This is a genomic window from Kistimonas asteriae (genome assembly GCF_018263925.1).
GTDB lineage: Bacteria > Pseudomonadota > Gammaproteobacteria > Pseudomonadales > Endozoicomonadaceae > Kistimonas > Kistimonas asteriae.
This window is the reverse complement of record NZ_JAEVHF010000003.1, coordinates 204,887-231,739: the sequence shown is the minus strand read 5'-3', so window position 1 is coordinate 231,739 and position 26,853 is coordinate 204,887. Positions and strand designations below refer to the sequence as shown.

General features: G+C 51.7%; 26 protein-coding genes. 19 read left to right on the top strand and 7 right to left on the bottom strand.

What is annotated here, in order from left to right; genetic code table 11:
• Positions 1-35 precede the first annotated feature (35 nt).
• Together folE and folM are read right to left on the bottom strand one after the other, a co-directional pair.
• On the bottom strand, positions 36-587 hold the full coding sequence (folE, locus tag KHS78_RS05435) for a GTP cyclohydrolase I FolE (protein WP_211825892.1): 552 nt from the start codon (positions 585-587) through the stop codon (positions 36-38).
• Entirely contained in the window at positions 584-1,348 is a 765-nt protein-coding gene (gene folM / locus KHS78_RS05430; RefSeq protein WP_211825890.1) for a dihydromonapterin reductase, read from the bottom strand. Before folM ends, folE begins: the two co-directional genes overlap by 4 nt.
• A 189-nt stretch (positions 1,349-1,537) precedes the next feature.
• Here folM and KHS78_RS05425 point away from each other — a divergent pair, with 189 nt between their 5' ends.
• From KHS78_RS05425 to KHS78_RS05395, 7 genes are all read left to right on the top strand, one after another.
• Complete coding sequence (locus KHS78_RS05425; RefSeq protein WP_211825888.1) at positions 1,538-2,545, top strand: amino acid ABC transporter substrate-binding protein; 1,008 nt, start codon at positions 1,538-1,540, stop codon at positions 2,543-2,545.
• Between the two features lie 115 nt (positions 2,546-2,660).
• Positions 2,661-3,713 carry an amino acid ABC transporter substrate-binding protein gene (locus tag KHS78_RS05420; protein ID WP_211825886.1) on the top strand — a complete coding sequence of 351 codons (1,053 nt, stop codon included), beginning with the start codon at positions 2,661-2,663 and terminating at the stop codon, positions 3,711-3,713.
• A 303-nt stretch (positions 3,714-4,016) separates the two neighbouring features.
• Positions 4,017-5,207 carry an amino acid ABC transporter permease gene (locus KHS78_RS05415; RefSeq protein ID WP_211825884.1) on the top strand — a complete coding sequence of 397 codons (1,191 nt, stop codon included), beginning with the start codon at positions 4,017-4,019 and terminating at the stop codon, positions 5,205-5,207.
• The gene (locus tag KHS78_RS05410) at positions 5,204-6,304 is read left to right on the top strand and encodes an amino acid ABC transporter permease (RefSeq protein WP_211825882.1); all 1,101 of its coding nucleotides are present in this window, start codon (positions 5,204-5,206) and stop codon (positions 6,302-6,304) included. The genes KHS78_RS05415 and KHS78_RS05410 overlap by 4 nt, the downstream gene beginning before the upstream one ends.
• A 36-nt stretch (positions 6,305-6,340) precedes the next feature.
• Positions 6,341-6,712 carry a hypothetical protein gene (locus KHS78_RS05405; RefSeq protein ID WP_211825880.1) on the top strand — a complete coding sequence of 124 codons (372 nt, stop codon included), beginning with the start codon at positions 6,341-6,343 and terminating at the stop codon, positions 6,710-6,712.
• Between the two features lie 76 nt (positions 6,713-6,788).
• Positions 6,789-7,559 carry an amino acid ABC transporter ATP-binding protein gene (locus KHS78_RS05400; RefSeq protein ID WP_211825879.1) on the top strand — a complete coding sequence of 257 codons (771 nt, stop codon included), beginning with the start codon at positions 6,789-6,791 and terminating at the stop codon, positions 7,557-7,559.
• 119 nt (positions 7,560-7,678) lie between these two features.
• Positions 7,679-8,203: a TIGR00645 family protein gene (locus KHS78_RS05395; protein ID WP_246506127.1), complete on the top strand. Its 525-nt coding sequence runs from the start codon at positions 7,679-7,681 to the stop codon at positions 8,201-8,203.
• A 178-nt stretch (positions 8,204-8,381) separates the two neighbouring features.
• On the opposite strand, the gene KHS78_RS05390 is transcribed toward KHS78_RS05395, so the two are convergent.
• Entirely contained in the window at positions 8,382-9,320 is a 939-nt protein-coding gene (locus KHS78_RS05390) for a lysophospholipid acyltransferase family protein (RefSeq protein WP_211825877.1), read from the bottom strand.
• A gap of 31 nt (positions 9,321-9,351) precedes the next feature.
• Positions 9,352-10,599 (bottom strand): Zn-dependent hydrolase, encoded by a 1,248-nt coding sequence (locus KHS78_RS05385; RefSeq protein ID WP_211825875.1) that lies wholly within the window; start codon positions 10,597-10,599, stop codon positions 9,352-9,354.
• Between the two features lie 156 nt (positions 10,600-10,755).
• On the opposite strand from KHS78_RS05385, the gene KHS78_RS05380 reads away from it, so the two are divergent.
• The 4 genes from KHS78_RS05380 (at position 10,756) to KHS78_RS05365 (ending at position 15,111) form a co-directional block, all read left to right on the top strand.
• The gene (locus KHS78_RS05380; protein WP_211825873.1) at positions 10,756-11,367 is read left to right on the top strand and encodes a trimeric intracellular cation channel family protein; all 612 of its coding nucleotides are present in this window, start codon (positions 10,756-10,758) and stop codon (positions 11,365-11,367) included.
• A gap of 374 nt (positions 11,368-11,741) precedes the next feature.
• Complete coding sequence (locus KHS78_RS05375) at positions 11,742-13,070, top strand: OmpP1/FadL family transporter (protein ID WP_211825871.1); 1,329 nt, start codon at positions 11,742-11,744, stop codon at positions 13,068-13,070.
• 151 nt (positions 13,071-13,221) lie between these two features.
• Positions 13,222-14,553, top strand: a complete 1,332-nt coding sequence (locus KHS78_RS05370; protein WP_211825869.1) for an OmpP1/FadL family transporter — start codon at positions 13,222-13,224, stop codon at positions 14,551-14,553.
• A gap of 114 nt (positions 14,554-14,667) precedes the next feature.
• A complete protein-coding gene (locus KHS78_RS05365) occupies positions 14,668-15,111 on the top strand; it encodes a flavodoxin (RefSeq protein ID WP_211825867.1) in 444 nt (147 codons plus the stop codon).
• Between the two features lie 58 nt (positions 15,112-15,169).
• Here KHS78_RS05365 and yaaA read toward each other — a convergent pair whose 3' ends face one another.
• A complete protein-coding gene (yaaA, locus tag KHS78_RS05360; RefSeq protein ID WP_211825865.1) occupies positions 15,170-15,943 on the bottom strand; it encodes a peroxide stress protein YaaA in 774 nt (257 codons plus the stop codon).
• A gap of 130 nt (positions 15,944-16,073) precedes the next feature.
• A complete protein-coding gene (gene sodC, locus KHS78_RS05355) occupies positions 16,074-16,607 on the bottom strand; it encodes a superoxide dismutase family protein (RefSeq protein WP_211825863.1) in 534 nt (177 codons plus the stop codon).
• 262 nt (positions 16,608-16,869) lie between these two features.
• On the opposite strand from sodC, the gene KHS78_RS05350 reads away from it, so the two are divergent.
• The 8 genes from KHS78_RS05350 (at position 16,870) to KHS78_RS05315 (ending at position 25,829) form a co-directional block, all read left to right on the top strand.
• A complete protein-coding gene (locus tag KHS78_RS05350; RefSeq protein ID WP_211825861.1) occupies positions 16,870-18,189 on the top strand; it encodes an anaerobic C4-dicarboxylate transporter in 1,320 nt (439 codons plus the stop codon).
• Between the two features lie 146 nt (positions 18,190-18,335).
• Positions 18,336-19,064 carry a hypothetical protein gene (locus KHS78_RS05345; protein WP_211825859.1) on the top strand — a complete coding sequence of 243 codons (729 nt, stop codon included), beginning with the start codon at positions 18,336-18,338 and terminating at the stop codon, positions 19,062-19,064.
• A gap of 1 nt (position 19,065) precedes the next feature.
• On the top strand, positions 19,066-19,758 hold the full coding sequence (locus KHS78_RS05340; protein WP_211825857.1) for an RDD family protein: 693 nt from the start codon (positions 19,066-19,068) through the stop codon (positions 19,756-19,758).
• Positions 19,755-20,750: a stage II sporulation protein M gene (locus KHS78_RS22245; protein WP_211825856.1), complete on the top strand. Its 996-nt coding sequence runs from the start codon at positions 19,755-19,757 to the stop codon at positions 20,748-20,750. The genes KHS78_RS05340 and KHS78_RS22245 overlap by 4 nt, the downstream gene beginning before the upstream one ends.
• Positions 20,731-22,284 carry a DUF4129 domain-containing protein gene (locus KHS78_RS05330; RefSeq protein WP_211825855.1) on the top strand — a complete coding sequence of 518 codons (1,554 nt, stop codon included), beginning with the start codon at positions 20,731-20,733 and terminating at the stop codon, positions 22,282-22,284. The genes KHS78_RS22245 and KHS78_RS05330 overlap by 20 nt, the downstream gene beginning before the upstream one ends.
• The gene (locus tag KHS78_RS05325; RefSeq protein ID WP_211825854.1) at positions 22,277-23,515 is read left to right on the top strand and encodes a DUF4350 domain-containing protein; all 1,239 of its coding nucleotides are present in this window, start codon (positions 22,277-22,279) and stop codon (positions 23,513-23,515) included. Before KHS78_RS05330 ends, KHS78_RS05325 begins: the two co-directional genes overlap by 8 nt.
• On the top strand, positions 23,512-24,501 hold the full coding sequence (locus tag KHS78_RS05320) for an AAA family ATPase (RefSeq protein WP_246506125.1): 990 nt from the start codon (positions 23,512-23,514) through the stop codon (positions 24,499-24,501). Before KHS78_RS05325 ends, KHS78_RS05320 begins: the two co-directional genes overlap by 4 nt.
• Before the next feature lie 44 nt (positions 24,502-24,545).
• A complete protein-coding gene (locus KHS78_RS05315) occupies positions 24,546-25,829 on the top strand; it encodes a DUF58 domain-containing protein (protein WP_211825853.1) in 1,284 nt (427 codons plus the stop codon).
• A 7-nt stretch (positions 25,830-25,836) separates the two neighbouring features.
• Here KHS78_RS05315 and truC read toward each other — a convergent pair whose 3' ends face one another.
• Positions 25,837-26,601 (bottom strand): tRNA pseudouridine(65) synthase TruC, encoded by a 765-nt coding sequence (gene truC, locus KHS78_RS05310; RefSeq protein ID WP_211825852.1) that lies wholly within the window; start codon positions 26,599-26,601, stop codon positions 25,837-25,839.
• Positions 26,602-26,853: the final 252 nt, after the last annotated feature.

Here is a 26,853-nt window from a genome sequence, read left to right as displayed (position 1 = left end):
TACTGGCTAAGGTCGCCAGTAACCTGTCGATGCAATCAGCTGATGTGGCGGAGAAACTCTTCCCGGGTGGGGAGGTTGGTTCGGAAATCGCCCAGCATCACGGAAGACGTCATGGATGAATTCTGTTTTTCAACACCACGCATCATCATGCACATGTGCTTGGCTTCAATGACAACAGCCACGCCACGCGCACTGGTCACTTCCATCACCGCTTCAGCAATTTGCTGGGACATGTTTTCCTGGATCTGTAACCGACGGGCAAACATGTCCACAATGCGTGCAAACTTTGACAGGCCCAGCACCTTGCCGTTCGGCAGGTAGGCGACATGGCACTTGCCGATAAACGGCAACAGGTGATGCTCGCACAGGGAATACAGTTCAATATCCTTCACGACCACCATTTCATCATTGCGGGATTCAAAGACCGCACCATTGACGATTTCATGAAGATCCTGGTGATAACCCCGGGTCAGGAACGCCATGGCTTTGGCCGCACGCTGTGGGGTGTTACGCAGACCATCGCGCTCCAGGTCTTCGCCCAGGGAGTGAAGGATGTTGCGGTAGTGTTCGGTCAGGTTATCAATCATTCTGAATCCATGTGGTTGTAGGTTGTCGGAAGCGGGAGCTGGGTGAGACTCATGCCACCGTCAACAGGAATGGTCGCGCCGGTGATGTATGGATTATCCAACAGAAAACGAACGGTCTGGTAAATGACCTGTTCCCCGGGTGCGAGCCCCATGGGCGGTGTCTGCAGACGCCCGGCCTTTTCGGCTTCCCGATCCTGCTCATTCATGATGATCAGGTAGGGGGCGATGGCATTGACCTTGATAGTCGGGGCAAACAGGCGCGCCATTGACGCTGTCATATTCTCCAGGCCGGCTTTGGTGGCTGAATAGGCGGCGTGTGTCGCACTTCCATGACGGGTGTTGTGGTCTGTCATGTGGATGATGTCCGCCGTCCCACTGTCACAATTCTCAAGCAAAGGTCGCAAACCCCGGTTGATCAGCCATGGCGCCATCATATGGACTTGGAACAGTGAAGCCAGGGTGTCGGTATCCAGCGGCGAATCAACGTCAGGTGTGAACTCGGACGCATTGTGGATGATGGCTCGCAGGCTGTCAGTTTCCTGTTGGATCCTGCCAATAAAGGCCAGGATATTCTCGTTACTGGAAAAATCCGCCTTTATAGTGTGTATGCCTTCCCGTTGCAATGCCTCCAGTTCATCGTTCTCCGTCCGGTACGTGATGATGACGGGATGATCGTCCCGTTTCAGTGCCCGTGCGTTGTACAGGCCCAACCGCCGGCCGCCGCCGGTAATCAGGATCGGGGAACAGGAGGTTTCTGCCATAGGGTGTCATACCGTTATTGTTCAATGTGCGGCGGTATGGGAGTGTATCACAGCTTTTCGGGATTATATCCCGGCAGTTCCCGTGGGAAATCAGGGCTGACAGCCGCAACGTTGATTGCTTCATGGCGTAAAAAAACGCTAAGGTTGGCAGCTGCGCAGATAATTGAAAAATAAAAAAGACAACACACCATGATTTCGTTCTGGTATCGCATTGCAGCCTTGATGTTTGTGATCCTGACACCGCTCACCGCATGGTCGGACACATTGGCGACGGTCAAGGAGCGCGGTTTCCTGCGCTGCGGTGTTCATCCGGGTTTGCCGGGGTTTGCCTCACAGAATGACCAGGGGTTGTGGCAGGGGTTTGATGTAGACTTCTGTCGTGCCGTCGCTGCGGCTGTTTTACGGGATGCAGATGCCGTGCGCTTTATCCCACTGGACGCGCAGGAGCGTTTTACGGCGCTACAGTCTGGCGCGATAGACCTGCTCTCCCGAAATACCACCTGGACACTTTCCCGTGATACCGCCCTGGGGTTGGATTTTGCCGGTATCAGTTACCATGATGGCCAAGGATTCCTGGTTTGGAAAAAACAACGAATCCGGCGTGCAACCGAACTGGATGATGCCTCAATTTGTGTGATTGCAGGGACAACCACAGAACTGAATCTGGCAGACTGGTTTCAGCAGCAGGGACAATCCTATCGTCCGGTTGTCATGAAAAACTATGATGCGGTTGCCAGTGCGTTCAGGGATGGGCGGTGTGATGTCGTCACATCCGATCAGTCGCAGCTGTATGCCCTTCGTTTACGCCTGAAAAAGCCCACAAACGCGGTTGTGTTACCCGATATGATTTCCAAGGAACCGTTGGGGCCGGTTGTCCGGCAGGGCGATGACCAGTGGTTCAATATTGTGCGCTGGATACTGGCAGCGCTAATCAATGGTGAAGAGCTGGGGCTGGCGCAGAAAACAATCGCCCAGCGCTCGCGCGGCCCAGCCGTTGAACGATTCCTTGAAATGTCGATACCGGCTGACAGTATGGGGCTGCCAAAGGACTGGACCGCCCAGGTTATCAGTCAGGTCGGCAACTATGGCGAAATATTTGAGCGAAACTTGGGGATTCTTTCACCGCTGTTGATGGATCGAAGTCTCAATGCGCTATGGCGGGACGGGGGGATTTTATACGCGCCGCCGTTCCGGTAAGGTAGCGACAAGGTAACTATGAAAAGAATAATTGTCTGGCCTGTAACTTGCTTTACGGACATTCTGAAAAAGAACATAACAAGAAAAACACAAGAAAAAACCACAGGAATGGGACATGAAAACAAACATTGATCACACCCCTGTCAAAAACCGACGTCATTCATGGCTGGCCGGCGCTGCCCTTGCTTTGGGAACGCTATCGACCATGGCGATGGGAGCCTCAACACTGGAGTCTGTAAAAGAGAGGGGCTATCTGCAGTGTGGTGTGAATACCGGACTGCCTGGTTTTTCTGCACCGGATGAGAAAGGCAACTGGTCAGGTTTAGATGTCGAGGTCTGTCAGTCAATAGCCGCAGCCGTACTCGGCGACAAGAGCAAGGTCCGTTATACCCCGTTGACCTCAAAGGAGCGTTTCACCGCCCTGCAGTCCGGTGAAATAGATGTGTTGTCCCGTAACACCACCTGGACACAGACTCGTGACAATACTCTCGGTCTGCATTTCGCCGGTGTCGCCTATTATGACGGCCAGGGGTTTATGGTCAGTAAAAGCCTGGGGGTTAAAAGCGTTCGTGAGCTCGATGGCGCGGCCGTTTGTGTCCTTTCAGGCAGTACGACCGAATTGAACCTTGCGGATTATTTCCGTCAGCACGGAATGGAGTACGAGGCAGTTAACTACGATACCGCTGACCAGACCGTTAAGGGCTTCGAATCGGGGCGTTGCGACGTACTGACCGCTGACCAGTCGGGTCTCTATGGTCAGCGCTTGCGTCTGGCCAAGCCTGCCAGTGCCGTTGTTCTGCCAGAAGTGATTTCCAAGGAGCCACTGGGGCCGGTCGTACGACAGGGGGATGATCAGTGGCTCAATATCGTGAAATGGACGCTCTTCGCACTGGTCAATGCCGAGGAACTCGGTATCAATACCATGAATGTCGACAAAATGCAGAAATCCACCAACCCGGCGGTTGCCCGGTTTATGGGCTCCGATGGCCCCGGCGGCAAAGGACTGGGACTGTCTGATGATTGGGCTTATCAGATCGTGAAGCAGGTGGGTAACTACGGTGAAATTTTTGAGCGTAATGTGGGTGATAAGTCTTCCCTGAAAGTGTCCCGGGGCATCAATGCGCTCTGGAACCATGGCGGGATTCTTTATGCACCGCCTTTCCGGTAAGCAGAGATACCCGGTATTTTTTGTTTAGTCGAACTGCCGGGAAGCCGCCAGCGGAGGTGTCACGCTTTCGCCGCTCCGAAGGGTCTTCCTGACCCTGTGGAGCTACCGCGGCAGTCCTTGCCGCTGCTGCAGCGTGACACCTCCGCTGGCAGCAGTACGTCATTGCTGTCGTCAGGTTATGCTGAGTCAGCGGTAGTGAATAACAATAATAATGCGACAGCTGATGGTTTTTTTGCCCAGTGTCGCTCGTTGTTTTCGGATAGAACCAACATTGCATAGCAGCTATTTCAAGAGGGAGCAGGAATGGGTGTAAAAGCTTCCCATAATCAGATGAAAACCCGTTTCTGGAATGATCCCGATAAACGCGCCTTGTTGTTTCAGGTGATTGTTGCGGCAGTCGTCGCTTTTCTGGTGATTGTGATTGTTGATAATACGGTTACTAATCTTGAAAAACGTGGGATTACAACCGGGTTTGATTTTCTGGATCAATCAGCAGGTTTTGGAATTACGCAAACCCTGATTGATTTTGATGAATCCCATAGCTTTGGTCGTACGTTTATTGTTGGTCTGCTCAATACCATTCTGGTCTCTATTTTAGGCATTATGCTTTCGACAGTTGTTGGTTTTCTTGTCGGTGTTGGGCGATTGTCGGGCAACTGGTTGGTTTCTCGCCTCTGTGGCACGTATATCGAGATTTTTCGCAATATTCCTGTCCTGCTACAAATTATGTTCTGGTATTTCGCGGTACTGCGAATTTTGCCGTCTCCACGACAAAGCCTGTCACTGGGGGAAAGTGTATTTCTCAATGTTCGAGGCTTATATGTCCCTGAACCCCTGTTTCAATCCGGAGCCGTTTGGCTGGCCGCCGCCCTGTTTCTGGCGATAGCTGCCAGCTTTCTGCTGGTATTCTGCAACAGGCGCCGCCAACGTCAGACAGGACAGACGTTGCCTGTTGCATGGATGTCCATTGCCATGCTGTTGGGATTGCCAGCGCTTGTCATGCTATTCGGACAAAACCTTGTGGTGTGGGAGGCTCCGCAACTGAAAGGATTTAACTTTCGGGGTGGAATCACCGTCTTGCCGGAATTAATGGCATTACTGCTGGGGCTTGTTTTCTATACGGCGTCGTATATCGCTGAGAATGTCCGATCCGGTATTGAATCCGTCAACAAGGGGCAGACCGAAGCGGCACATGCGCTGGGGCTTTCGCGGGGGCGTACGTTACGGCTGGTGATTATTCCCCAAGCCATGCGGGTAGTTATTCCACCACTGTCTACCCACTACATGAATCTGATCAAAAACTCTTCCCTGGCAACAGCTATTGGGTATCCGGATATGGTCAGCGTGTTTATGGGGACGACGCTGAACCAAACCGGACAGGCTATAGAAATCATCGGCATGACCATGGCCGTTTATCTCATGATGAGCCTGCTGGTTTCGCTATTGATGAACCTCTACAACCGTAAAATGGCACTGGTGGAGAAGTCTGCATGATGGTGAATGACAAATCATTGCCGGATCGGCCTGCGCCCGTTGCCCGCAGAGGGATTGTGGGTTGGTTGAGAGACAATCTGTTTGATGGGCCGGCCAATACAGTGCTGACGCTGGCAGGGCTGGCGTTTCTCTGGTTTGCCCTGGCGCCTTTCGTTCAATGGGCGCTGATTGATGCAGACTGGATAGGTGATAGCCGAATGGACTGTGACAGTGGTGGCGCCTGTTGGGTGTTCATTGGCTCACGGCTACAGCAGTTTATCTATGGTTTTTATCCTGACAGTGAGCTTTGGCGGGTCAACCTGTTTTTTGTACAGCTGGCTGTTGTGATCGTCTGGGTGTTATGGGATCGCATGCCGGCACGGCAGTGGGGTGCGCTTTGGTTTCTTACCGGGTTTCCGCTGAGTTCCTGGTGGCTGCTCTATGGTGGCCCTGGCTTTTCGGTTGTTGAAACCCATTACTGGGGTGGCCTGATGCTGACCCTGGTGCTGGCGTTGGTCGGTATGGTCTTTGCGCTGCCCGCTGGCATTGTGCTGGCGCTCGGACGGCGTAGTGACATGCCGTTGATTCGTGCGCTATCTGTCGTGTTTATTGAAGTCTGGCGTGGTGTGCCCTTGATCACCATCCTGTTCATGGCGTCGGTGATGTTGCCGTTATTTGTGCCCGAGGAGATTGATCTCAACAAGCTGGTCAGAGCCATGATTGGGATTATTTTGTTTGAGGCGGCATTGTTGGCGGAAGTTATCCGTGGTGGTATGCAGGCGATTCCCAAGGGGCAGCATGAAGCGGCGGCTGCCATCGGTCTGGGTTACTGGCGAGGCATGGGGCTAGTGGTTATGCCGCAGGTGTTGAAGATTTGTATCCCAGGTATCGTGAATACGTTTGTAGCACTGTTTAAAGACACAAGCCTGGTATTGATAATTGGACTGTTTGATTTACTGGCGATTGTTCAGGCAGGGTTAAATGACCCCAAATGGCTCGGATTTTCCTCAGAGGGATATCTGTTTGCGGGCTTTGTCTTCTGGGCTTTCTGCTTTGGGATGTCCCGCTACAGCCTCGCACTGGAGCGCAAACTGGATACCGGTCATAAGAGCAGCTGAATTTTTGAAAATAAAAATGAAGAAAGGACCAAAAGTATGAAGAAAAGTTTTTTAATACCTCTAACGATAGCAATTGTATCAACAACAGCTTGCTCTGCATTCAGGCCAAGTACTCAAGCAGTCAACGTAACATGTACACCGGATTCTTCAGTTTTGACTGTCAATGGACAACGCTATAAAAGCCCCACACAGATAGAAGTTCCACGAAATAGAGATTTAAGCATTCAATGCAATAAGAAGGGATATCATCCTGCACAACGTACAATTGGTCATCACTTTAATGGAACTGGGGCTCTTGATGCTGCAGGGACGCTATTGCTTTTGCTTCCTGGGATAGGTTTGTTTACTCCTGGTGCGTGGTCATTGGATCAAACTGATGTTCATGTCCAGTTGTTTGAAGAGCAATAATGCCAAACTAGCGTTTGGGTGGGTATAAATTACTCACCTACTTAAAAAACAGTAGCTATTGAAGTTGGATGATTCGATGAGTGCAACGGATTCGCGTGCTGAAATACTAAAAGAACCGGTTATCGAACTGGTCAACGTCAACAAATGGTACGGTGATTTCCATGTGCTGAAGGATATCAATCTGACCGTACGACGGGGAGAACGTATTGTCATCTGTGGTCCATCCGGTTCAGGAAAATCTACCATGATTCGCTGTATTAACCGGCTGGAGGCGCATCAGGAAGGTGACATCACGGTAGCCGGTGTACCGCTGACCAATGATCTCAAGCATATTGAGCATATCCGGAAGGATGTGGGCATGGTCTTCCAGCACTTCAATTTGTTTCCTCACCTGACCGTTCGTGAGAACTGCACGCTTGGTCTGATCTGGGTGCACAAGATGCCCAGGAATGAAGCGGATGCAATCGCGATGAAATACCTTGAACGGGTACGGATTCCTGATCAGGCAGATAAATACCCCGGTCAGTTATCCGGGGGGCAGCAGCAGCGCGTGGCCATTGCGCGGAGCCTCTGTATGAATCCCAGCGTCATGCTGTTTGATGAACCAACCTCTGCCCTGGATCCTGAAATGATCAAGGAAGTACTGGATGTCATGGTGGAGCTGGCAGAGGAGGGCATGACCATGCTGTGTGTCACCCATGAGATGGGATTTGCCAAGACGGTGGCTGATCGGGTGATCTTCATGGATGGTGGGCAGATCATTGAAGAGAATGATCCTGGGAACTTTTTTAATCACCCACAATCAGAACGAACCAAGCTGTTCCTGGGGCAGATATTGAGCCACTGAGTACATTGGAGCGATGTTTTGTCTGAACCGGGGCTGAATCGCTGTCCGGTTTTTCTGTTTTTTACACGTTTCATCAGGTATTTTATCCCCCGCCAGTTTAGGCTTTCTGGTGGGGGACCATGATAGAAAAATTTTTTGATACCTGTATTTACGCGTCGCGCTGGCTTCTGGCGCCACTTTACCTTGGGCTGTCGCTGATTCTGCTGGCTGTCCTGGTCAAGTTCTTTCAGGATGTGTGGCTTCTGTACTCACATCTGCTGGAAATGCCTGAACGTGATCTCATTCTGCATATCCTGGGCATGGTCGATCTGGTGCTGATCAGTGGACTGGCATTGATGGTGATGTTCAGCGGTTATGAGAATTTCGTTTCCCGGCTGGAAGTTGGGGAGTCAGAGCGTGAAAAACTCTCCTGGCTGGGCAAGATGGATGCAGACTCGCTGAAGGCGAAACTGGCGACGTCCATCGTAGCGATCTCTTCGATTCACCTACTACGAGTGTTTATGAATGCCAGTAATACGCCAGATGACAAAATTATGTGGTATGTCATCGTTCATCTGACGTTTGTACTTTCTGCGGTGGGTATGGCGCTTCAGGATCGTTTGCTGGGGCGGTCAAAGAAGTCGGATAGTGTGATTATTCAGTAGATCTGAGGCTCTTTGTGCCTCTGTAGTGACGGGTATGCCGGCATCGTCCATACCCGTTTTACGCCCGTGTCGACGGTCTATCCTGACCCGCGACACTACCGCAGCATCCCTGCCGCTGCTGCAAACGAGTATGGCTGATACCCGCTTGCAGGATTTCTCTTTATCCTCAATTGACCTGTCAGGTGGCTATGCGCGCCTGTGCCTTTTGCGCCTTGCGGTGCTTGCGCTTGAACCGGTAGAGCTTTTCTTTGCCTTCAGGGCGGGTTTTGAAACGCGCGTAATTCCATTGGTACATTGCCGGACATTCGTTGATGCACTCTTCAATGGATGCATTCATCGCGGTAGCGGCAATGACGGGGTCTTTATCCCTGATCGTCTCGGGCGCTGGTTTTATGATGACCTCATAACCGCCGTTATCACTCCGTCTGGCGTACATGCTAAGTAATGCCGCAGGGTGAGTACTGGCAAGGTTGTTGACCAGTTTGCCAGTCCATGCCTGTTCGCCAAAGAAAGGGGCAAAGACGCCGCTTTTGGGGCCTGGCTCCTGATCAGGAAGAACAGCAACAACTGCCTTTTCCCGCAGTACACGGTGCAGCGTTTTGACACCGGAAACGTTGGCGGGAATCAAACCGACCTTGACCCGGCTCCTGGAGCGGTAGATCCACCGGTCCAGCACCTTGATTTTGGCGGGTTTGTACATGGCGTACATGTACAGGTGATGACGCAGGAAGTGATTGAGAATCTCCCAGGTGCCATGATGCGGTAAAATCAGAATGATGCCCTTGTCGTCGTCGAGCGCTTTCTGAAGGTGCTCCATCCCGGTTACCCGGGTGATCAGGTGATCTACTTTCTCCAGAGGGCAGAACCAGGTCATGCCTGCTTCGAATACGGTTTTACCGGATTCGATCATGCTTTGTTTCACTAGTGACTCGCGGTCATTGTCGCTGAGTTGTGGATAGCATAACTGGATATTGGTTCGGCTGATCTTCGTTCGACGGTTGTTCAACCGCCAGTTCAGGTACCCGAAACCGGTGCCAAGGGCATGAGCCACAGACAGCGGCATCCATGCAATCAGGCGGGCAATGCCCATGGCAAGGTAAACAAGAAGGGTCTTCAAACAGGTGTTCCTCAAGTGTTATGCGTAAGAATCATTGTTGTGCCAAATCCAACATGGCTTGCAGTAACACGTTACAGCCAGCTTCCAGGTCTTCCGGCGTCGCGTGTTCTGCTTCATTGTGAGACAGCCCTTTCTCACAGGGTACGAAGATCATGCCTGTCGGTGCAACCCCGGCGAGATAGCCCGCGTCGTGGCCTGCACCGGATACCATCTCCATGGTGGGATAGCCCAGTTGATCAACCGCGTTACGAACGGCGTTAATGCACAGCGTATCAAAGGGTACTGGCGGTAACCGCCATTCTTCGTGGATGTTGTGTGTCAGCCCCAATCGTTTGCATTCATTCTCAGCAATCTGGCGAAAAGCCTTCTCCATGGCATCTAGCACGGATTTGTCTGGATGGCGAAGGTCAACCGCCAGAATCAGTCGCTCAGGCACCGTATTGCGAGCTCCGGGCACAGCCCGAATATCACCGAAGGTGACCCGTGCCCATGGGGCATGCACTTCCGCCAGCTCATAAAGCTTCTGGGTGATAGATGATAGCCCCATAAACGGATCGCGGCGCTGGTTCATGGGGGTTGGGCCGGCGTGGCACGGTTGCCCCTCAATGGTCAGGTCAAACCAGTACATACCCTGAATGCCGGTCAGTACCCCAATCTGTCGCTGCTCTTGTTCCAGAATGGGACCCTGCTCAATATGCAGTTCCAGCGCAGCTTTTACGGGGCGCGCTTTGGCTGGTGTTTCACCACAATAGCCAATGCTATCCAGCGCTTGCTTAAGTGTGATGCCGGCTTTATCGGTTCGTTGCCAAGCGTAATTCAGGTCAAAAACACCGGACCATACGCCGGAGCCCATCATGGCGGGGGAGAACCGGGCGCCTTCTTCATTGGTCCATACAACCACTTCCAATGGAGTATCGGTACGAATGTCCTGTTCCTGCAAGGTGCGGATGACCTCCAGACCGGCCAGCACACCATAGACGCCATCAAATTTGCCGCCGGTTGGCTGGGTATCGAGGTGTGAACCGGTGATGACCGGCGGTAACTCAGGATTACGGCCTTCCCGTCGGGCGAAGATATTGCCCATTTCATCCACGGTTACCTTGCAGCCGATATCCTCACACCAGCGTATAAACAGGTCACGACCCATTTGATCTTCCTGGGTCAGCGCCTGTCGGTTACAACCACCACCGGCAGTGGCGCCAATCCTGGCCATATCCATCAAGGATTGCCAAAGACGTTGACCATTGATGCGGAGTCCGGAATCATACGACGATGTCATAGTTACCTCATTATTGTTATACCAATCACTGATGACATGGTGATGTGTAATGGGGAGTGGCAGGAAAAGTCAGGGTCACTGTCTAATACCCATAAAAAACAATATTCCGTAAAACCGGACGTTTTACAATCCCGGCGAACCGCAGGGGGGAGCAAAATGACACTCTATGCGCTGGACTTGTTCGGCACCGCAGTATTTGCCATTTCCGGCGTATTGCTGGCCTGCCGGAATCACATGGACTTTTTTGGTGCCCTGGTGCTGGCGTTTGTCACTGCTGTGGGGGGAGGGACGATCCGTGACGCGCTGCTGGGTAGTACGCCGGTATTCTGGATTCAGAATACCCATTACCTCTGGGTGATTTTGGGTGCCGTTATCCTGGGGCTGGCAACGTTGAACTGGATGGTGCGTATACGACGCATCCTGCAGATTTTTGATGCGATGGGGCTGGCTGTTTTCAGTATTGCCGGTGCACAAAAAGCTTTGGCCTTTGGTGCTGAGCCGGTGGTTGCGATCATCATGGGAGTGCTAACCGGCGCTGGCGGTGGTGCAATCCGCGATATGCTGGCGGGACAGGTGCCCATGGTCTTGAAGCAGGAAGAGCTCTATGCAACGCCTGCGATTATCGGCTGTCTCTTTTATCTTCTGTTACTGTCCTGGTCCGTTAACCCGACATCGGCGACGGTGCTGGCCGGTGTGTTGATATTTTCAACGCGTATGATTTCCGTCATACGTAAAATTGCCTTGCCTCGGATCGCTTTACCCGGTTGACCAGCGATTTCAGAGTGGTTCCTTTTCACTCAACGTTCACTGCAGTGAGGGAGAGGAACCGCACATAACACCGCTTTTTGTGCGCACTCCCACTGCTAGGTAGTACTTCGGTTTTGCTTTGTGTCTTTTTGTTGCTGAAATCTTTTTGGAACGTATGTAAGGGTTACGCAAACACCACAAAGACCCCGGTGACAGCCCGCATTGGCAGACAGTAGACTGCCGCCGTCAAAATGCAGAAAACGCCGCAATCACGCTCGTATCCGCATTAAAAAAACAGGCATCTCTCGCAAACAGGCCAATGGGCTGCGAGAAGTTCGCCGAACACAATCCGTACATCACACAAAACAAATTCTGGTGGATGACCAGGGGGTAGCATGAACTTCAGGCCGTATCCGGGCAAACTGTCTTTGGTGTCGCTGGCTGTCAGCGCGTGTATTGCTAGCGGGGTCGCGCAGGGCGCGGGTTTTGCACTCAATGAACTCTCTGCCAGTGCGGCAGGTACCGCCAATGCGGGACGTGCAGCGAATCCGGAAGATGCTTCTATTATGTCATCCAACCCTGCGGGTATTGCGCATCTGGATAAGGCGCAGTGGACGTTTGGTGGTGCAGTAGTGTCTCCAACGGGTGAAGTCAAAAATGCCAGTGGTACCAAGGGAAATACACTAGGTGGTAATCCAGTTTCATCAGGTACTGGCGATGGCGGTGATTTTCTAAGCACAGCGTTTGTTCCTTCCGCTTATTTTGCTGCCCCTATCGATGATAAATGGTCGGTAGGCTTTGGTATGTATGTGCCTTTTGCCGCTAAGACAGAATATGACGATGAGTTTGCCGGTCGGTATCTGGCGACCAAAACTGAACTGACAAATATCAATCTGCAATCAACTCTGTCATATAAATTCAATGATGACCTGTCTGTTGGTTTAGGGTTGTTTGCTTCCCATATGGAAGGAACCCTGGGAAATAAGAAGTACCAACATATAGGTATCGGCGCGCTGGAAATGGACTCCGTCATGGAAGGTGATGACTGGGGCTGGGGCTGGAATATCGGTATGCTGTGGAATGCCACCGATAAGACAACCATTGGTATGTCATATACCTCCAAAGTTGATTTCACTGTTGAAGGTGATTTAACACTAACCGGTGATTTGGCAGACAAGGCTAAAGGTCACCTTGATTTGACGTTACCTGATAAGTTTGAAATTGGTATCACGCATCAACTGGATGACCGGTGGACATTGTTGGCAGGAGCGCTATGGACCGGATGGAGCAGTTTTGACGAAATCAACGCCGTAGCTGATGAAAGTATGGTGGGTGGTATCAATCCTGGTGACGTTGTAACGCATGTGCCTGAGAACTGGAAAGATACATGGGCATGGTCTGTAGGTGCTGAGTACAAGTACAATGCTCAGTGGACGTTGAAAGGTGGTTATGCGTACGATAATTCACCTGTTCGAAATGAATACCGCACAGCCCGTATTCCTGATGTTGACCGTGAATGGTTGACCATTGGTGCCAAATATCAGCCCAATGAGGATTACACCATTGATATGGCCTACGGGTACATGCTGAAAAAAGATACCACTATTAATGAAGTCGGCCATGCGACAGATGGTAGTGGTGATCCAGATGGTGTGTCGTACCAGGCCGAATACAAAGACATGGGCGCACACGTCCTGATGCTCTCCTTGACTCGCCGTTTCTGATATTTCTCATATCTACAAAAGCCCATGGCAATGCCATGGGCTTTTACATTCTGCTTTTCCCTTCTTTCCACGCCAAAACGTGACAGAACCTCATTCCCCGACTAAATAAACACACAGTTCCAATACTGGTCGAAGCGGTGATGTGGGGATAATGATGAAGTCCGGATGGTTTGATGATGCAGTGAAATGCAGTGCATTGCTCGTCGGCAGTTGTGTGGCAGGCAATGCAATAGGCGCAGGGTTTTCGTTGAATGAGATTTCTGCAGGAGCTGCAGGTACTGCTTATGCAGGGCGGGCGGCGAATCCGGAAGATGCATCCGTTATGGCAGCCAATCCTGCCGGTATTGCATTTCTTGATCAGATGCAATTCACGGTGGGTGGTGGTTTGATACTACCCCATGAAAAATACACCCATGGTGAAGGTTCGGACTCTATTGGCGGAGATGTCCAGAATAGTTCTGTAAAAGGCGACTTCGTCAGTGCACAAGGTGTCCCATTTGGCTTTTTTTCGATGCCATTGGATGAGCCACTCTATTTTGGGTTGGGCTTTTATGTGCCTTATGCGGCGATGACGGAATACGGCGATGATTTTGTAGGTCGCTACCTGGCGTTAAATACGGAGTTGGTCACACTGAACCTGCAGCCAACATTATCCTGGAAGTTCAATGACTCCTTTGCCGTCGGGTTTGGGCTGGTTGTGTCGTATCTGGATGGAGAGCTGACCCAGCGCAAGGGATCTGCGACGATCAAGGACTCGAAGTCCAAAATGACGGGACATGACTGGGGGTATGGCTGGAATGCTGGATTGCTTTGGCATGTCAATGAGGCAACCTCGATAGGGCTGGCCTACACCTCCAAAATTAATTACACAGTGGATGGTGATCTCAAGTTGCGTGGGTCTTTACTGAATGAAGAAAGTGATGGTCATCTTAAGCTGATCCTGCCTGAAAAATGGGAGTTTAGTGCAACCCATAAGCTGGATACGCGCTGGACCCTGTTGGCTGGTGCTGTCTGGACACGGTGGAGCCGTTTTGATGAAATCAAGGCCATTGCCGATGACGGTTTGACCGGCGGCGGAGTAATTCCACCGATTCCGCCCGGGGGGGTTGCTTCCTATACGCCAGAAAACTGGAAAGATGTCTGGGCATGGTCTGTAGGAGCTTCTTATCGGTATAGCAATGAATGGCTGCTGAGAGCGGGCTATGGTTATGATACATCTCCGGTAAAAAGTGCTTGGCGAACAGCTAGGATTCCTGATATTGACCGGCAGTGGCTGACATTGGGGGCGAGTTACCAGCCAGTGCCAGATTACACCATTGATCTTGCCTATGGGCATATGTTCAGTAAGAACGTCAAAGTGGATGAGCGCGAATATGTCTGGGATAACGCAACGGGCGAAGTAGCGAGGGGTGGGGGGCACTATAAGGCGAATTATAAGATCAGTGCGAATGTGCTGGTCATGTCGCTGACGCACCGTCTTTAAAGCAAAACTGACATCACTGTTATTCAGTGTCGAATGACTCTGTTATACACTGCCTTGCGGGAGTGAGGGAGCTGTAATGGCTCCCGGTCAGAATAGGCGGACGACAGGGTAAGCATGGCAATAATCAAGCTACTGACAGGCAGTGTCTATGGCACGGCGGAGGCCGTCGCCACAGAAGTCAAGGCAGCGTTGGAGCAGTCTGGGCATACAGTGATAAAGGCTGAAGGGTTGGACGCAGTACTACGTGATGGCGCCGATGCGGTACTGGTTTGTACTTCTACCACCGGTCAGGGTGATTTGCCGGAAAATCTACTGCTGTTATATCAGGAATTAAAAGAGCGTTTTCCTCTCCTGGGGCATCTGGCTTACGGCATCATTGCGTTGGGGGATAGTTCGTATGGGGATACTTATTGCGGTGGTGGTCGGCTGATGGATGAGTTGCTGACTGAGTTGACTGCGAAACGGGTTGCAGAACCGTTGATGATTGATGCCTCTGAAACCGCCTCACCGGAAACCATTGCGGTTCCCTGGGCGGTTGAGTGGGCCAGCCAACTGTAATAACGCTGTTGTCATATGCGTGCAGGTGCTGGAAGCGCCTGCACGATAGCCTTTCCATTCAGGCTTCATCACGGGTAAACACCCACTCGTTACCTTCCGTCATCTCAGCATTGAATGAGTAGCCTTCGTAATCAAACCCTTTCAGATCTTCTACCTGGGTGATCTTGTTGTCGATAATGTAGCGAACCATGAGTCCTCGCGCTTTCTTGGCGTAGAAACTAATGATTTTGTACTGACCGTTTTTAAGATCCTTGAATACCGGCGTGAAAATCTCACCATCGAAGTCTGCGGGTTTGACAGACTTGAAGTATTCGTTGGACGCGAGATTGACCAGTACATTATCGGTTTGCTGTTGCATCTCCTGGTTAAGCTTTTCCGTGATCCGCTTGCCCCAGAATGCGTAAAGATCCTTGCCACGGCTATTGGCAAACCGGGTGCCCATTTCCAGCCGGTAGGCCTGCATCAGGTCCAGAGGTCGTAACAGACCATAAAGTCCGGACAGTATCCGCAGATGGGCTTGGGCGAAGGCAAAGTCTTCGGCTGAGAGCGTTCCGGCATCCAGCCCGGTATAGACATCGCCCTTGAAAGCCAATACGGCCTGTTTGGCGTTTTCTGGCGTGAACGGGGTCTGCCAGGCCTCAAACCGCGCGGCATTCAGACCGGCCAGTTTGTCACTGATACTCATCAGGCTGGCGATATCGGCCGGGCTCAAGGTCCGCAGCTGGTCAATCAGTTCCGCCGAATCGTTCAGGAAATCCGGCATTGTGTAATCGGTGATGACCGGTGGGGTTTCATAATCCAGGGTTTTGGCGGGTGAGATGACGATCAGCATAAGCAGTATCCGGAAGTTGTGGGGCGTTAGTACGGCATTGTAAACCAGCGCCAGATTTCCAGCTATCCAACCCCGGATTGGATTTCTTTATCAGGTTGATAGTTTGACCAACCAAATGCACATCATTCGATCAGCGGATGACGCCGCACAGCATTCTGGCGCCGCCACCACCCAGTGGTGCCGGTGAGTCCGCGTAGTTGTCGCCACCCACATGCACCATCAGCGCATGACCGGTAATCTCTTTGACGCGTTTCAAGCGTGGAGCCAGCACGGGGTAATCGGCAACACCCTGAGCATTGACGACCAGTGCGGGAAGGTCGCCGCGATGCCCTTCACCATAAGGTCCTTTATGGACCCCGCTGTTGTCGGGGTCGAAATGTCCGCCTGCCGCGCCCGCTGGAATCATGTTGCCCTCTTTCTCGCTCGGACCACAATTCGGTTTTTCATGGATATGAAAACCATGGTAGCCATTGGGTAAACCCGTGAGTGATGGCTGAAACAAGAGCCCATACGGTGTTTCAACAATACTGACAGTGCCGACCTGAGTGTCTGTGCCCTGCGCATTCACGTTATAGAGTGTAACGAGGGTTTCAGCTGCGATCAGAGGCTGGATGAACAGCAAGCCGGCCAGGCTGAGTGTCTGAATAATAGGGCGATTGTTCATGTAGGCCTCAGTCAATGTTTAACAACTGGTAATTATAGACAGAGCTTTGTGAGGAAAAGTTTCAAAAAACACGAGCGGTTAACGTTAAAAGAACGCAATGCAACCAAAAAAACCATTTGACCTGTAAGGTTTTGATGGCTGTCAACACAGTTTCCGTGTGATCAGCGCACAATATCGACCTTCGCAAGCCGGTTCGCAACGAGCATCTGGGATGCTCCTTTCGGATCGGCTTTTTGTTTTTCAAGGGATATTGGGGGTTCGTGTGCTTGTTCTGCAGTTTCTTTTTCTGTTGCTGATGCTGTATCTGGGCAGCAGGAAAGGAGGTATCGGGCTGGGAGTGGTATCGGGTATTGGACTGGTGATTGAAGTCTTTGTGTTCAGGATGCCGCCAACCTCGCCACCGGTCAGCGTGATGTTGATCATTATGGCCGTGGTCACCTGCGCAGCGATTCTGGAAGCTGCCGGTGGGCTCAAGTATATGCTGCAGGTGGCAGAACGGATTCTGAGGAATAATCCCAAGCAGATCACTTTATTGGGGCCGCTGGTGACCTACACCATGACCTTGATGCTGGGCACCGGTCATGCGGTCTACTCGGTCATGCCGATTATCGGCGATGTAGCCCTGAAAAACGGTATTCGCCCGGAGCGTCCCATGGCGGCATCCTCCATTGCGTCACAGATGGGGATTACGGCCAGCCCGATTTCTGCAGCAGTGGTGTATTACCTGGCACAGATGTCAGGTGTTGATCACTCGATCACGCTGTTGACCATCCTGGGCGTGCTGATGCCCGCAACCTTGTGCGGTGTCCTGGTACTTTCCCTCTACAGCATGCGCCGTGGAGTGGAGCTGGAGGATGACCCGGAATACCAGCGTCGTATGCAGGATCCGCTGTGGCGTGACAAGATTCTCTCCACGACCTCAACGACACTGGATGAAACATTACCCGCATCAGCCCGTAATGCTGTCCTGCTCTTTCTGACCGCATTGGGCAGCATTGTCCTTATTGCGATGTTTCCAGAGGTTCGAACCCTTAATGGGCATGCCATCAGCATGTCGGTCATCATTCAGATGATGATGCTGGCGTTTGGTGGTTTGATTCTTCTGGGGACAGACACACCGATAGCACGTGTACCGGAAGGTGTTGTGTTCAAGTCTGGCATGGTCGCGGCCATTGCTATCTACGGTATTGCCTGGATGAGCGATACCTATTTCCAGTATGCCATGCCGTCTTTCAAGGCGGGTATTACCGAGATGGTGCATGCGTATCCCTGGACCATTGCATTGGCGATGTTCACCGTCTCGGTTGTGATTAACAGCCAAGCTGCGACGGCACGGATGATGCTGCCCGTGGCTATGGGCATGGGACTGCCGCCACAGTTGTTGATCGGCATTATGCCGTCAGTTTATGGTTATTTTTTCATTCCTAATTACCCGTCCGATATCGCGACCTGTAATTTTGATGTCACCGGAACGACACGTATTGGGAAGTATTATTTTAACCACAGCTTTATGGTGCCCGGGCTGATTGGCGTTGTCGTGGCATGTACGGTGGGTTACCTGCTGGCGGGTCTGATGATTTGATGGTGAACCTCTGGCCTGTTCCCTTCATGTGAGGGGACAGGTTAATGCCCGTGATGTTCTTGTTGATGGATTCCCAAGTCGTTATCCTTGTGCTGATATGATTTTGCAATGAATGTATAACGCATAAAAATGCAGAAGGAATCAGCATGTCGTCTATTTATGAAGCGCCGGAATCCGATGTCTCAAGACAACCTGAGAAGGATGGATACGGGTCTCTGGAAAAAGGGGTAGCGGGCGAATATACCTTTTCCATCGGTGAAACCCTGAGTGAAGCCTGGGAGAAAACCCGTGGCGCCAAGTGGACCCTTCATCTTGCGATGGCGATTTATTTCATCATCTACCTTATCGCGATGCTGGTTATTATGGCGGTTTCCTCCGTCTTTCCGTCGTCAGTCGTCGTGGCATTGGCAACCCAGCTGGTTTTGATGGCTGTCAGTACCCCTCTGTGGGCTGGACTCTTTATTATTGGATTGCGTCGTGCTGTGGATGCGCCGATAGAGGCCGGACAAGTCCTGTCCTGTTTCCGCTATACCTTGCCATTGTTTGTACTGAGTGTTGTGATGACGGTCCTGATGATGCTTGGTTTTTTTCTGCTGATTCTTCCCGGTATTTATCTGGCGACAGCGTATATCCTGGCGGTACCCCTGATGGTGGATAAAAACCTGGGCTTTTGGCAGGCGCTGGAAGCATCCAGGAAAGCGGTCACCAAACGCTGGTTTTCGATTTTTGGCCTGATGTTGGTGCTGATGCTTATTAATTTCGTTGCGATGATTCCCCTGGGGCTGGGACTGATCTGGTCAGCGCCCATGTCGATTATCGCGTTTGGCGTTTTATACCGGAATATTTTTGGTTGTAGCAGTCAGACAGTAGCCTGATATGCGCCAGCTGTTGGATACCACCTGCCGGGTGGAGACGCCGGAGTCCATTGATCTGCAGGCTGAAGTGGCGGGGGTTGTCCCCCGTATGCTGGCGTTTGCTCTGGATCTGCTGATTCGCTTTATCATTTTCCTGATTGTTCTGATCGCTGTTTCCCTGGCCGGCAGGGCCGGGGAAGGCTTGTTTCTGGTGGTGCTGTTTCTGCTGGAATGGTTCTATCCGGTTGTGTTTGAAGTTTATCGTGGTGGTCAGACGCCCGGTAAAAAAGCACTTGGACTGGTTGTCGTCAATGAGGATCTGACCCCGGTTGGGTTGGGTGCGTCAGTGATTCGTAACCTGCTGCGCAGTGTTGATTTTATGCCGTTCCTGTATGGAACCGGGCTGGTCAGTCTGTTATTAACCCGTCGGTTTCAGCGGTTGGGCGATCTGGCGGCAGGAACCTTGGTTGTATATCGATCTGAAGACAAGGTTCAGGGTGAACTACCTGAGGGGCGCCCTTTAGCGCCATCAATAGCCCTGAGTCTGGATGATCAAATGGCAATGATGAGTTTTACAAGGCGTCATACTTCGCTGAGCGATGCCCGACAGCAGGAATTGGCTGATATTCTGCTGGGGGTTACACATGACAATAAAGAAGACAGTGTTACCAGGCTCCAGGGAATAGGGTTGTGGTTATCGGGTAAACGGCAGTGAAGCAGCAGGATTTTGAAACACGGAATAACCCCGACTGGGTGATTCTGGAGCGTTGGCTGAGCAAGGTGGACAGTAAAAAGTCGTCGACTATCAATGATAATACGATTGCAGCAGAGCAGGTCGTGCCGATGTACCGGCAGCTTTGTCACCATTGTGCATTAGCCCGTTCAAGAGGATACAGTCCTGAGCTGGTTGGGCGCCTGAATCGACTGGCGTTGGAACTGCATCATGTGCTGTATCAACATAATCATCGTCTATTGCCTCAGATACTGCACTTCCTGTTTCTTGGTTTTCCCGAAGCTTTACGTGCCAATGCCCGTTTAGTTGGCTTATCAGCAGTTTTTTTTCTCCTTCCCGGACTGGCCATGTTTATTGGTTGCCTGGTGAATAATGAATTGATTTATACCTTGATGTCGCCGGAAGATGTTTGGCATTTTGAGGCAATCTATGACCCTGCCAACGCGGTTTTGGGGCGTGAGCGAGCATCGGATACTGATCTCCAGATGTTTGGTTTTTATATCAAGAACAATATTGGTATCAGTTTCCAGGTCTTTGCGGGGGGATTGCTGTTCGGCCTCGGCAGTGTGTTTTATCTGGTGTATAACGGGCTGGCGATTGGGGGAGTGGCTGGTCATATCGTGCATTTGGGGTTCGATGAAACCTTCTTTCCCTTTGTCGTCGGCCATGGCGCTTTCGAGCTGACGGCCATTGTCTTCAGTGGGGCTGCCGGGCTACGCCTCGGCCTGGCACTGATTGATCCGGGCCCCTACCACCGACTGACGGCGTTACGTCTTGCCGCTAAAGAAGCGGTCAAGCTCATCTACGGAACAACGTTAATGTTGTTGCTTGCCGCCTTTCTTGAAGCCTTCTGGTCTTCCAGTTCCACAGTTCCATCCTCGATTAAGTATACGGTGGGCGCCATCTTTTGGTTGATGGTACTCGTTTATTCTTTGTCAGCAGCATGGAGACGGCGTGGATCTCAGTCAGCTTAGTATTCGTCCGCGACTGCGTAGTCGCTATGAAGCCATGGACCTTGGCTTTGTGCTGGCAAGACAGTGGTGGCGGTCACTGTTTCTGGCCTGGTTGATCCCGAGCGGTGTCGTGTTTCTGGTTGCCAGCCTGCTGGTGGGTGAACGTCAATGGCTCGCGCTGCTGCTGATCTGGTGGTTCAAACCCCTGTGGGATTGTGCGCCGTTGTATATTGCCAGTCGCCAGCTATTTGGTGAGTCAGTATCGGTGGGGAGTGCGATACGGGCCATGCCGGGTATGTTGCGCGCTGACGGGTTTGCCTGGTTAACATGGCGACGATTCAGCCCGGGACGTTCCTTTGTGATGCCAGTGACAGCGCTTGAGAGGCTGACAGGAAAACGTCGGCGACAGCGTATTGGCGTGCTGGATCAAAGGGAAGGGGGCGGTTCAGCCTGGTTGACCATCGCTTGTGCCCATATCGAAGCCATTTTCTCCATGGGGGCCGCTTTCTTTCTGATGTTGTTTTTACCCGACAGTATCGGCGTTGAGTGGTACAACACGGATGGACCACTGTGGTGGCTGGTCGTGACGAATGTGTTGGGTTGGCTCGCGATGTCCGTGATGGCGCCTTTTTACACCATGGCGGGTTTTGCTCTGTATATTAATCGTCGCATTGAGCTGGAGGGCTGGGATATTGAAATTCGCTTCCGTGCGATGGCCCAGCGCTTTAGCGAGACAAAGCGTGCGAAAGGCACCGTCACACTGCGCAGCTGGGTTGTCCTGGCGGCTTCATTCATCACAGCTCTGTGCCTGGTTACGCTTGAACCAGCATGGGCTCGTTCTTCAGCCAATGATGCTTCCGATCCGTTACATGACATTGGTCAGGTCGAGTCCCGGGAGGTGATTCAATCTGTCCTGGCAGGTGATGCGTTTCATCAGCAGGAAACGCAGCGGGGATGGCGCCTGAAAGCATTTGCTGATGAGGCATCAGAAGAACCCAGTAATTCGTGGATTGTTGATTTTATACAATGGTTGCAGGCGTGGAGTGCCCATCAAGGTCAGATGCAACAGGGTATGGCTTTACTGTTGGAAGTTTTGCTGTGGACACTATTGGCCATAGTGATTGCTTACCTGCTGTATTTTTACCGGAAACACCTTGGTCGTCTATTGGCGGGGATTGCGTCGGGAGCAGAAACTAAGCGCGCCACACCGACTTTATTGGCTGGCATGGATGTACGCCCGGAAAGCCTGCCCGATGATGTACCGGCATCTGCACAATCGTTATGGCAAAGCGGTGATCACAGGGCGGCGATGGGGCTGCTTTATCGCGCCAGCCTCTCTCGGTTGATTCATGCCTTTTCTGTGCCGCTGGTTGCCGGTCACACGGAACAGGAGTGTGTGGACTTAGTGGCTGCGCATCCCGACATCACTTTGCATGAATATATGCGTTGCTTGACGTCGGACTGGCAGCGTCTGGCCTATGGTCATCAGGTGATAGAACCGCAACAGTTTGAGGCTTTATGCCTGCAGTGGCGGGAGGTGTTCTGCCGTGGCTAAGCGACTGGGTATTATCAGCGTTATTGTGTTGCTGACGGGTTTGGTCATCTACGGTTTCAAAACGTTCTTTGAACCCTGGGAAAAAACCATTGATCGTGGTTTCAGCCGTGAGGCCAGGATTAACCCCTTTCTGGCAGCAGAGCATTACCTGGCAAAGTTAGGCTACGACGTGCAAAGTGACGACAGCGCAGCCAGTCTGAATAACCTGTCATCAGTTTCGACACTCTTGATTAGTCAGGCGGAATTAGTGCGCTCTGAGTCGCGCAGCAGGCTATTGGAAGCCTGGTTGTTACAGGGCGGACATCTCATCATTGAAGCACCATCTGCACGTCAATTGTCTCGACATGTGTTGTTAGCGCCATTGGCCGTTAGTCGTGTGAAACACGAAAGCAATGCATCAACAACTGATGATCAACATCAACATGCGTTGAACGAGATAGCAGGCATTCCCGGAAAGGACGAAGACCGCTCCGCGTTGATCCCCCAAGAGCAATTGACTCAGATTCGGTTTGAGAATGTATCTGATCCCGTTACTGCCTATTTCTCACCTGATTTTATTCTAGAGCATTCGATAGAGCAGCAAGAAGGTGATGGGGTTAGCGAGGAGCCCTTGCCGTTATATCAGGCAGGTAATGAGACTGGATTGCACTTCATCCAGTTTCAGGTCGGAGAAGGCCTCTTGACAGTCGTGTCGGATAGTAGCCTCTGGCACTCCAGCCGGATTGACCAGTTTGATCATGCGTATCTATTGCACACGCTATCCAGTCGTATGGAGCGTGGTGAACAGACGGTTCGCATTATCCGTGGTACTCAGATGCCACCTTTAACGACCATTGTCTGGCAGGCGGCACCTGAGTTGGTGGTTGCATTCGGTCTTTTGTTGGCAACCTGGCTTGTGTATCGGTCACGTCGCTTTGGTGCAGTGCAGGAACCTGACTTCAGTCGCCGACGTGCGATTTCAGAACATGTTCGTGCTTCAGCCGATTTTCTTTGGCGCCATAAACGCTATAAAGCATTACTGGAACCGCTTCAGCAAGAGGTTATAAAAAAGACAAATCAGCGGTATCCGGGCAGTCGTTCAGACAAAAACGAACTGCACCGCTATCTGGCAGATAGGGCAGGGTTAGAGGCGATAGATGTACGGTTGGCATTGTCTATGCCCGATAAGGTGAATGAAACAGGTTTTGTCCGTCAGGTTGCACTATTACAAAAAATCAGGGAGTCGTTATGACCGAGCAAATGGATACAGGGTCAGGGGATAACACGTCTCATCCCCTGCTGGAGAAGCTTGGTGCGTTACGCGAGCGGATTAATCAGGCGATCATTGGACAGCCTGAAGTGGTTGATCAGGTACTGGTCGTATTGCTGGCGAAAGGTCATGTCCTGGTTGAGGGGGTGCCGGGTCTTGGTAAGACGCTGCTGGTTCGCACCCTTGCCCAATGCTTCGATGGCGAATTCCGTCGTATTCAGTTTACCCCTGACCTGATGCCTGCGGATGTAACCGGACATGTGTTGTACAACATGAAAGAAGGTGAGTTCCGGATTCGGCGGGGGCCAGTCTTTACTAACCTGTTGCTGACGGATGAAATTAACCGTTCGCCGGCGAAAACACAGGCCGCATTGCTGGAAGTGATGGAAGAGCATCAGGTCACGATTGAGGGGCGCGCGCAAGCGGTGCCGGAACCTTTCATGGTCATGGCCACCCAGAACCCGATTGAGCAGGAGGGGACTTATCCCTTGCCGGAAGCGGAGCTGGATCGATTCCTGCTGAAAGTGTTTATTGGCTATCCGGGGATGGAGGATGAACTGGCGCTGACCCGTCAGGTAACGGGAATAGAACCGGGCAATCAAGCGACTCATCCATCCGGACCGTTATTAACCGCCCACGAGATGCAAAAGTTGCAGCAGGCGGCAGCGAGCGTGACCGTTGATGAGCAGGTGGCAGCCTATGCTGTGAGGCTGGTCAGGGCAACGCGGGAACGTCCTGTCTTCTCCCGTGGCGCCGGTACACGGGCCTGTATAGCGCTGGTGAAATGCGCGCGCGCGTATGCATTGCTTCAGAAGCGTCGTTATGTCCTGCCGGATGATGTTAAGGCGATGGCGATACCGGTGATGCGACACCGGGTGGCCTTGTCTGTCGATATGGCGATTGAAGGGCTGAGTACGGATTATCTGTTGGCCGAGATGATGGATGATATAGAAGCACCCCGCTTATGAGACCCTCAAGGACGCTAATAACACTATTGTTCAGCTGGTTGTGCTTGTCTGTTCTACCGATACTGGCCAGGTATGCACTAACCGCCGGGAGTGCTGAATTCGTCAGCATGGCTTGGTGGGGTACGGGTATTGTGATATTACTGGTATTGATCGTTGACCTGGGGTTCAGTCGCACGGTCAGCCAGTTGGTTATCAAACGTCAGTTGCCAGGGAATTTATCGGTCGGCGTTGCGAATGCAGCCGCAGTGATTATTGAGAACCCATATAAACGGCAAGTTCTGTGTACGGTCGCAGATCAGCTGGCGGAAGGCTTTGCTACTGATAACCTGCCGGTGACGGTATCACTGAAGCCTGGCCACAAACGAATTATTCATTATCATCTTTTTCCTAATCTTCGAGGTCTGTTCCCGCTGGGTAGTATCGATATCCGCATAACCAGCGTGCTGAAGTTATGGGAATTCCGCCAGCAAGCCTGTGATGACCAGACTGTCAGGGTCTACCCGAATTTCAAACCGGTTCTGGACAATAAAATACTCTCGATGGAACAGCAGCTGACCCAAATGGGCGCACATGTGGTTCAGCGCCGAGGGCAGGGGTTAGATTTTCATCAGTTGCGTGAATTTCAGCAGGGCGATGTATTGCGACAGGTTGACTGGCGGGCCAGTGCCAGACAGGCAAAACTGATATCCCGTGAATACCAGTCTGAAAAAGATCAGGATGTGATATTCCTGCTGGACTGTGGCCGTCGTATGAGAATTAAGGAAGATGATCTCAGTCATTTTGATCATGCGCTCAATGCCATGCTGGTGACGGCCTGGATGGCACTTCGCCAGGGGGATGCTGTCGGTATGATGAGCGTGGCAGGGGCTGATCGCTGGGTATCACCGGTCAAGGGGCGTGCCGCCATGAAACTGCTGCTGAATCAGGTCTACGACCTACACAGCACCACAGAGAACAGTGATTATTTGCGGGCGGCTGAACAGTTGATGACGCGTCATCGTAAACATGCCCTGGTTATTCTCATTACCAACGTGAGGGATGAGGGGGCTGAAGACTTACAGGCCGCTATCCGGTTGCTGTCTGGTAGTCATCAGGTCATGGTGGCCAGTTTGCGCGAAGTGCAGCTCGATCAGCTGTTATCTCAGTCTGTGCAGTCCTTTGACCAGGCGTTGGCCGTGTGTGGTATTGCCCGTTACCTGCAGGAGCGTCAACAGGCTTTGCGACAGCTGGGTTCTACCGGTACGACCCTGGCGGATGTCTTGCCCGCAGCGTTGCCTGTTGCGCTGGTCAATGGTTATCTCAGCATCAAGGCCAGTGGTGCGCTTTAGTTCAGCCTCATGCCTCGTCCCGCCATTGCAGAGGAATACTGTTTTCCCACTGGAAGCGTTTAAAGAGGTGGACCATTACTGGGTCCAGCGGAGCTTGTAAACAAAGCGGTTCCCCGGTGACAGGATGCATCAATTGCATTTCTGTGCAGGCCAGTAACAGCCGTCCGGCATCCAGCGATTCAGCAAAATAGCGATTATGTTTACCCTTGCCATGCTTGGCGTCGCCAATAATGGGGTGGGCGATATGCTTCATATGCCGTCTGATCTGGTGCTTTCGCCCCGTCTCCGGATAAGCGGCAACGAGTGAATACCGGGAGGTCGGATAACGGTCGATACTGACAGGTAATTCGACAGTGTTCAGACGACGATAATGGGTGATTGCTTCCTGGGCCGGTTTATCCTGATCAGCCCGTTTATCCGTCATTTTATCCAGCTGTTCTTTGAGGGGACGATTGATAGTGCCTTCATCAGGCGTAATGCCACGCACAACTGCCAGATAGGTTTTCTTTACGGCATTAATCTGGAACTGCTCACCCGCCAGTTTCGCTATTTCAGGCGACAGAGCAAACAGCAGAACACCTGAAGTCGGTTTATCGAGCCGATGCAGTGGATAAACCCGCTGGCCAATCTGGTCTCGTACCATCTGCAGGGCGAAGCGGGTTTCATGGCGATCTATCATGGAGCGGTGGACAAGCAAACCAGAGGGCTTGTGGATTGCAATCAGATAGTCATCGAAAAAGATGATTGGCAGTGCTTGGTAAGGGTGTGTCATGTGGATGCTTAAAAAGCAGGAAGGTAAACGTTTTTCAGAAGTATTACAAAAAAATTAAGTAAAATAATGAAGGATATTTATTGGCGGCATGCAGCGTGGGTATTATGAGTTTTTCAAGGTGCTATATTTGACTTTTCTTTACGTATATCGTTATTAATTTGTTTGGTAGCACTTTTAAATTACCAAAATCTGATGTCTTTCAGTAAGTTATGCATTGTGGTTTTTTAGTGGATTTAAATAATACGTTTGAGT

Bases quoted from the DNA above. Each gene is read 5' to 3' on its own strand.
- folE (WP_211825892.1), bottom strand. From the start codon at position 587: ATGATTGATAACCTGACCGAACACTACCGCAACATCCTTCACTCCCTG.
- folM (WP_211825890.1), bottom strand. From the start codon at position 1,348: ATGGCAGAAACCTCCTGTTCCCCGATCCTGATTACCGGCGGCGGCCGG.
- KHS78_RS05425 (WP_211825888.1), top strand. From the start codon at position 1,538: ATGATTTCGTTCTGGTATCGCATTGCAGCCTTGATGTTTGTGATCCTG.
- KHS78_RS05420 (WP_211825886.1), top strand. From the start codon at position 2,661: ATGAAAACAAACATTGATCACACCCCTGTCAAAAACCGACGTCATTCA.
- KHS78_RS05415 (WP_211825884.1), top strand. From the start codon at position 4,017: ATGGGTGTAAAAGCTTCCCATAATCAGATGAAAACCCGTTTCTGGAAT.
- KHS78_RS05410 (WP_211825882.1), top strand. From the start codon at position 5,204: ATGATGGTGAATGACAAATCATTGCCGGATCGGCCTGCGCCCGTTGCC.
- KHS78_RS05405 (WP_211825880.1), top strand. From the start codon at position 6,341: ATGAAGAAAAGTTTTTTAATACCTCTAACGATAGCAATTGTATCAACA.
- KHS78_RS05400 (WP_211825879.1), top strand. From the start codon at position 6,789: ATGAGTGCAACGGATTCGCGTGCTGAAATACTAAAAGAACCGGTTATC.
- KHS78_RS05395 (WP_246506127.1), top strand. From the start codon at position 7,679: ATGATAGAAAAATTTTTTGATACCTGTATTTACGCGTCGCGCTGGCTT.
- KHS78_RS05385 (WP_211825875.1), bottom strand. From the start codon at position 10,599: ATGACATCGTCGTATGATTCCGGACTCCGCATCAATGGTCAACGTCTT.
- KHS78_RS05380 (WP_211825873.1), top strand. From the start codon at position 10,756: ATGACACTCTATGCGCTGGACTTGTTCGGCACCGCAGTATTTGCCATT.
- KHS78_RS05375 (WP_211825871.1), top strand. From the start codon at position 11,742: ATGAACTTCAGGCCGTATCCGGGCAAACTGTCTTTGGTGTCGCTGGCT.
- KHS78_RS05370 (WP_211825869.1), top strand. From the start codon at position 13,222: ATGATGAAGTCCGGATGGTTTGATGATGCAGTGAAATGCAGTGCATTG.
- KHS78_RS05365 (WP_211825867.1), top strand. From the start codon at position 14,668: ATGGCAATAATCAAGCTACTGACAGGCAGTGTCTATGGCACGGCGGAG.
- yaaA (WP_211825865.1), bottom strand. From the start codon at position 15,943: ATGCTGATCGTCATCTCACCCGCCAAAACCCTGGATTATGAAACCCCA.
- sodC (WP_211825863.1), bottom strand. From the start codon at position 16,607: ATGAACAATCGCCCTATTATTCAGACACTCAGCCTGGCCGGCTTGCTG.
- KHS78_RS05345 (WP_211825859.1), top strand. From the start codon at position 18,336: ATGTCGTCTATTTATGAAGCGCCGGAATCCGATGTCTCAAGACAACCT.
- KHS78_RS05340 (WP_211825857.1), top strand. From the start codon at position 19,066: ATGCGCCAGCTGTTGGATACCACCTGCCGGGTGGAGACGCCGGAGTCC.
- KHS78_RS05320 (WP_246506125.1), top strand. From the start codon at position 23,512: ATGACCGAGCAAATGGATACAGGGTCAGGGGATAACACGTCTCATCCC.
- truC (WP_211825852.1), bottom strand. From the start codon at position 26,601: ATGACACACCCTTACCAAGCACTGCCAATCATCTTTTTCGATGACTAT.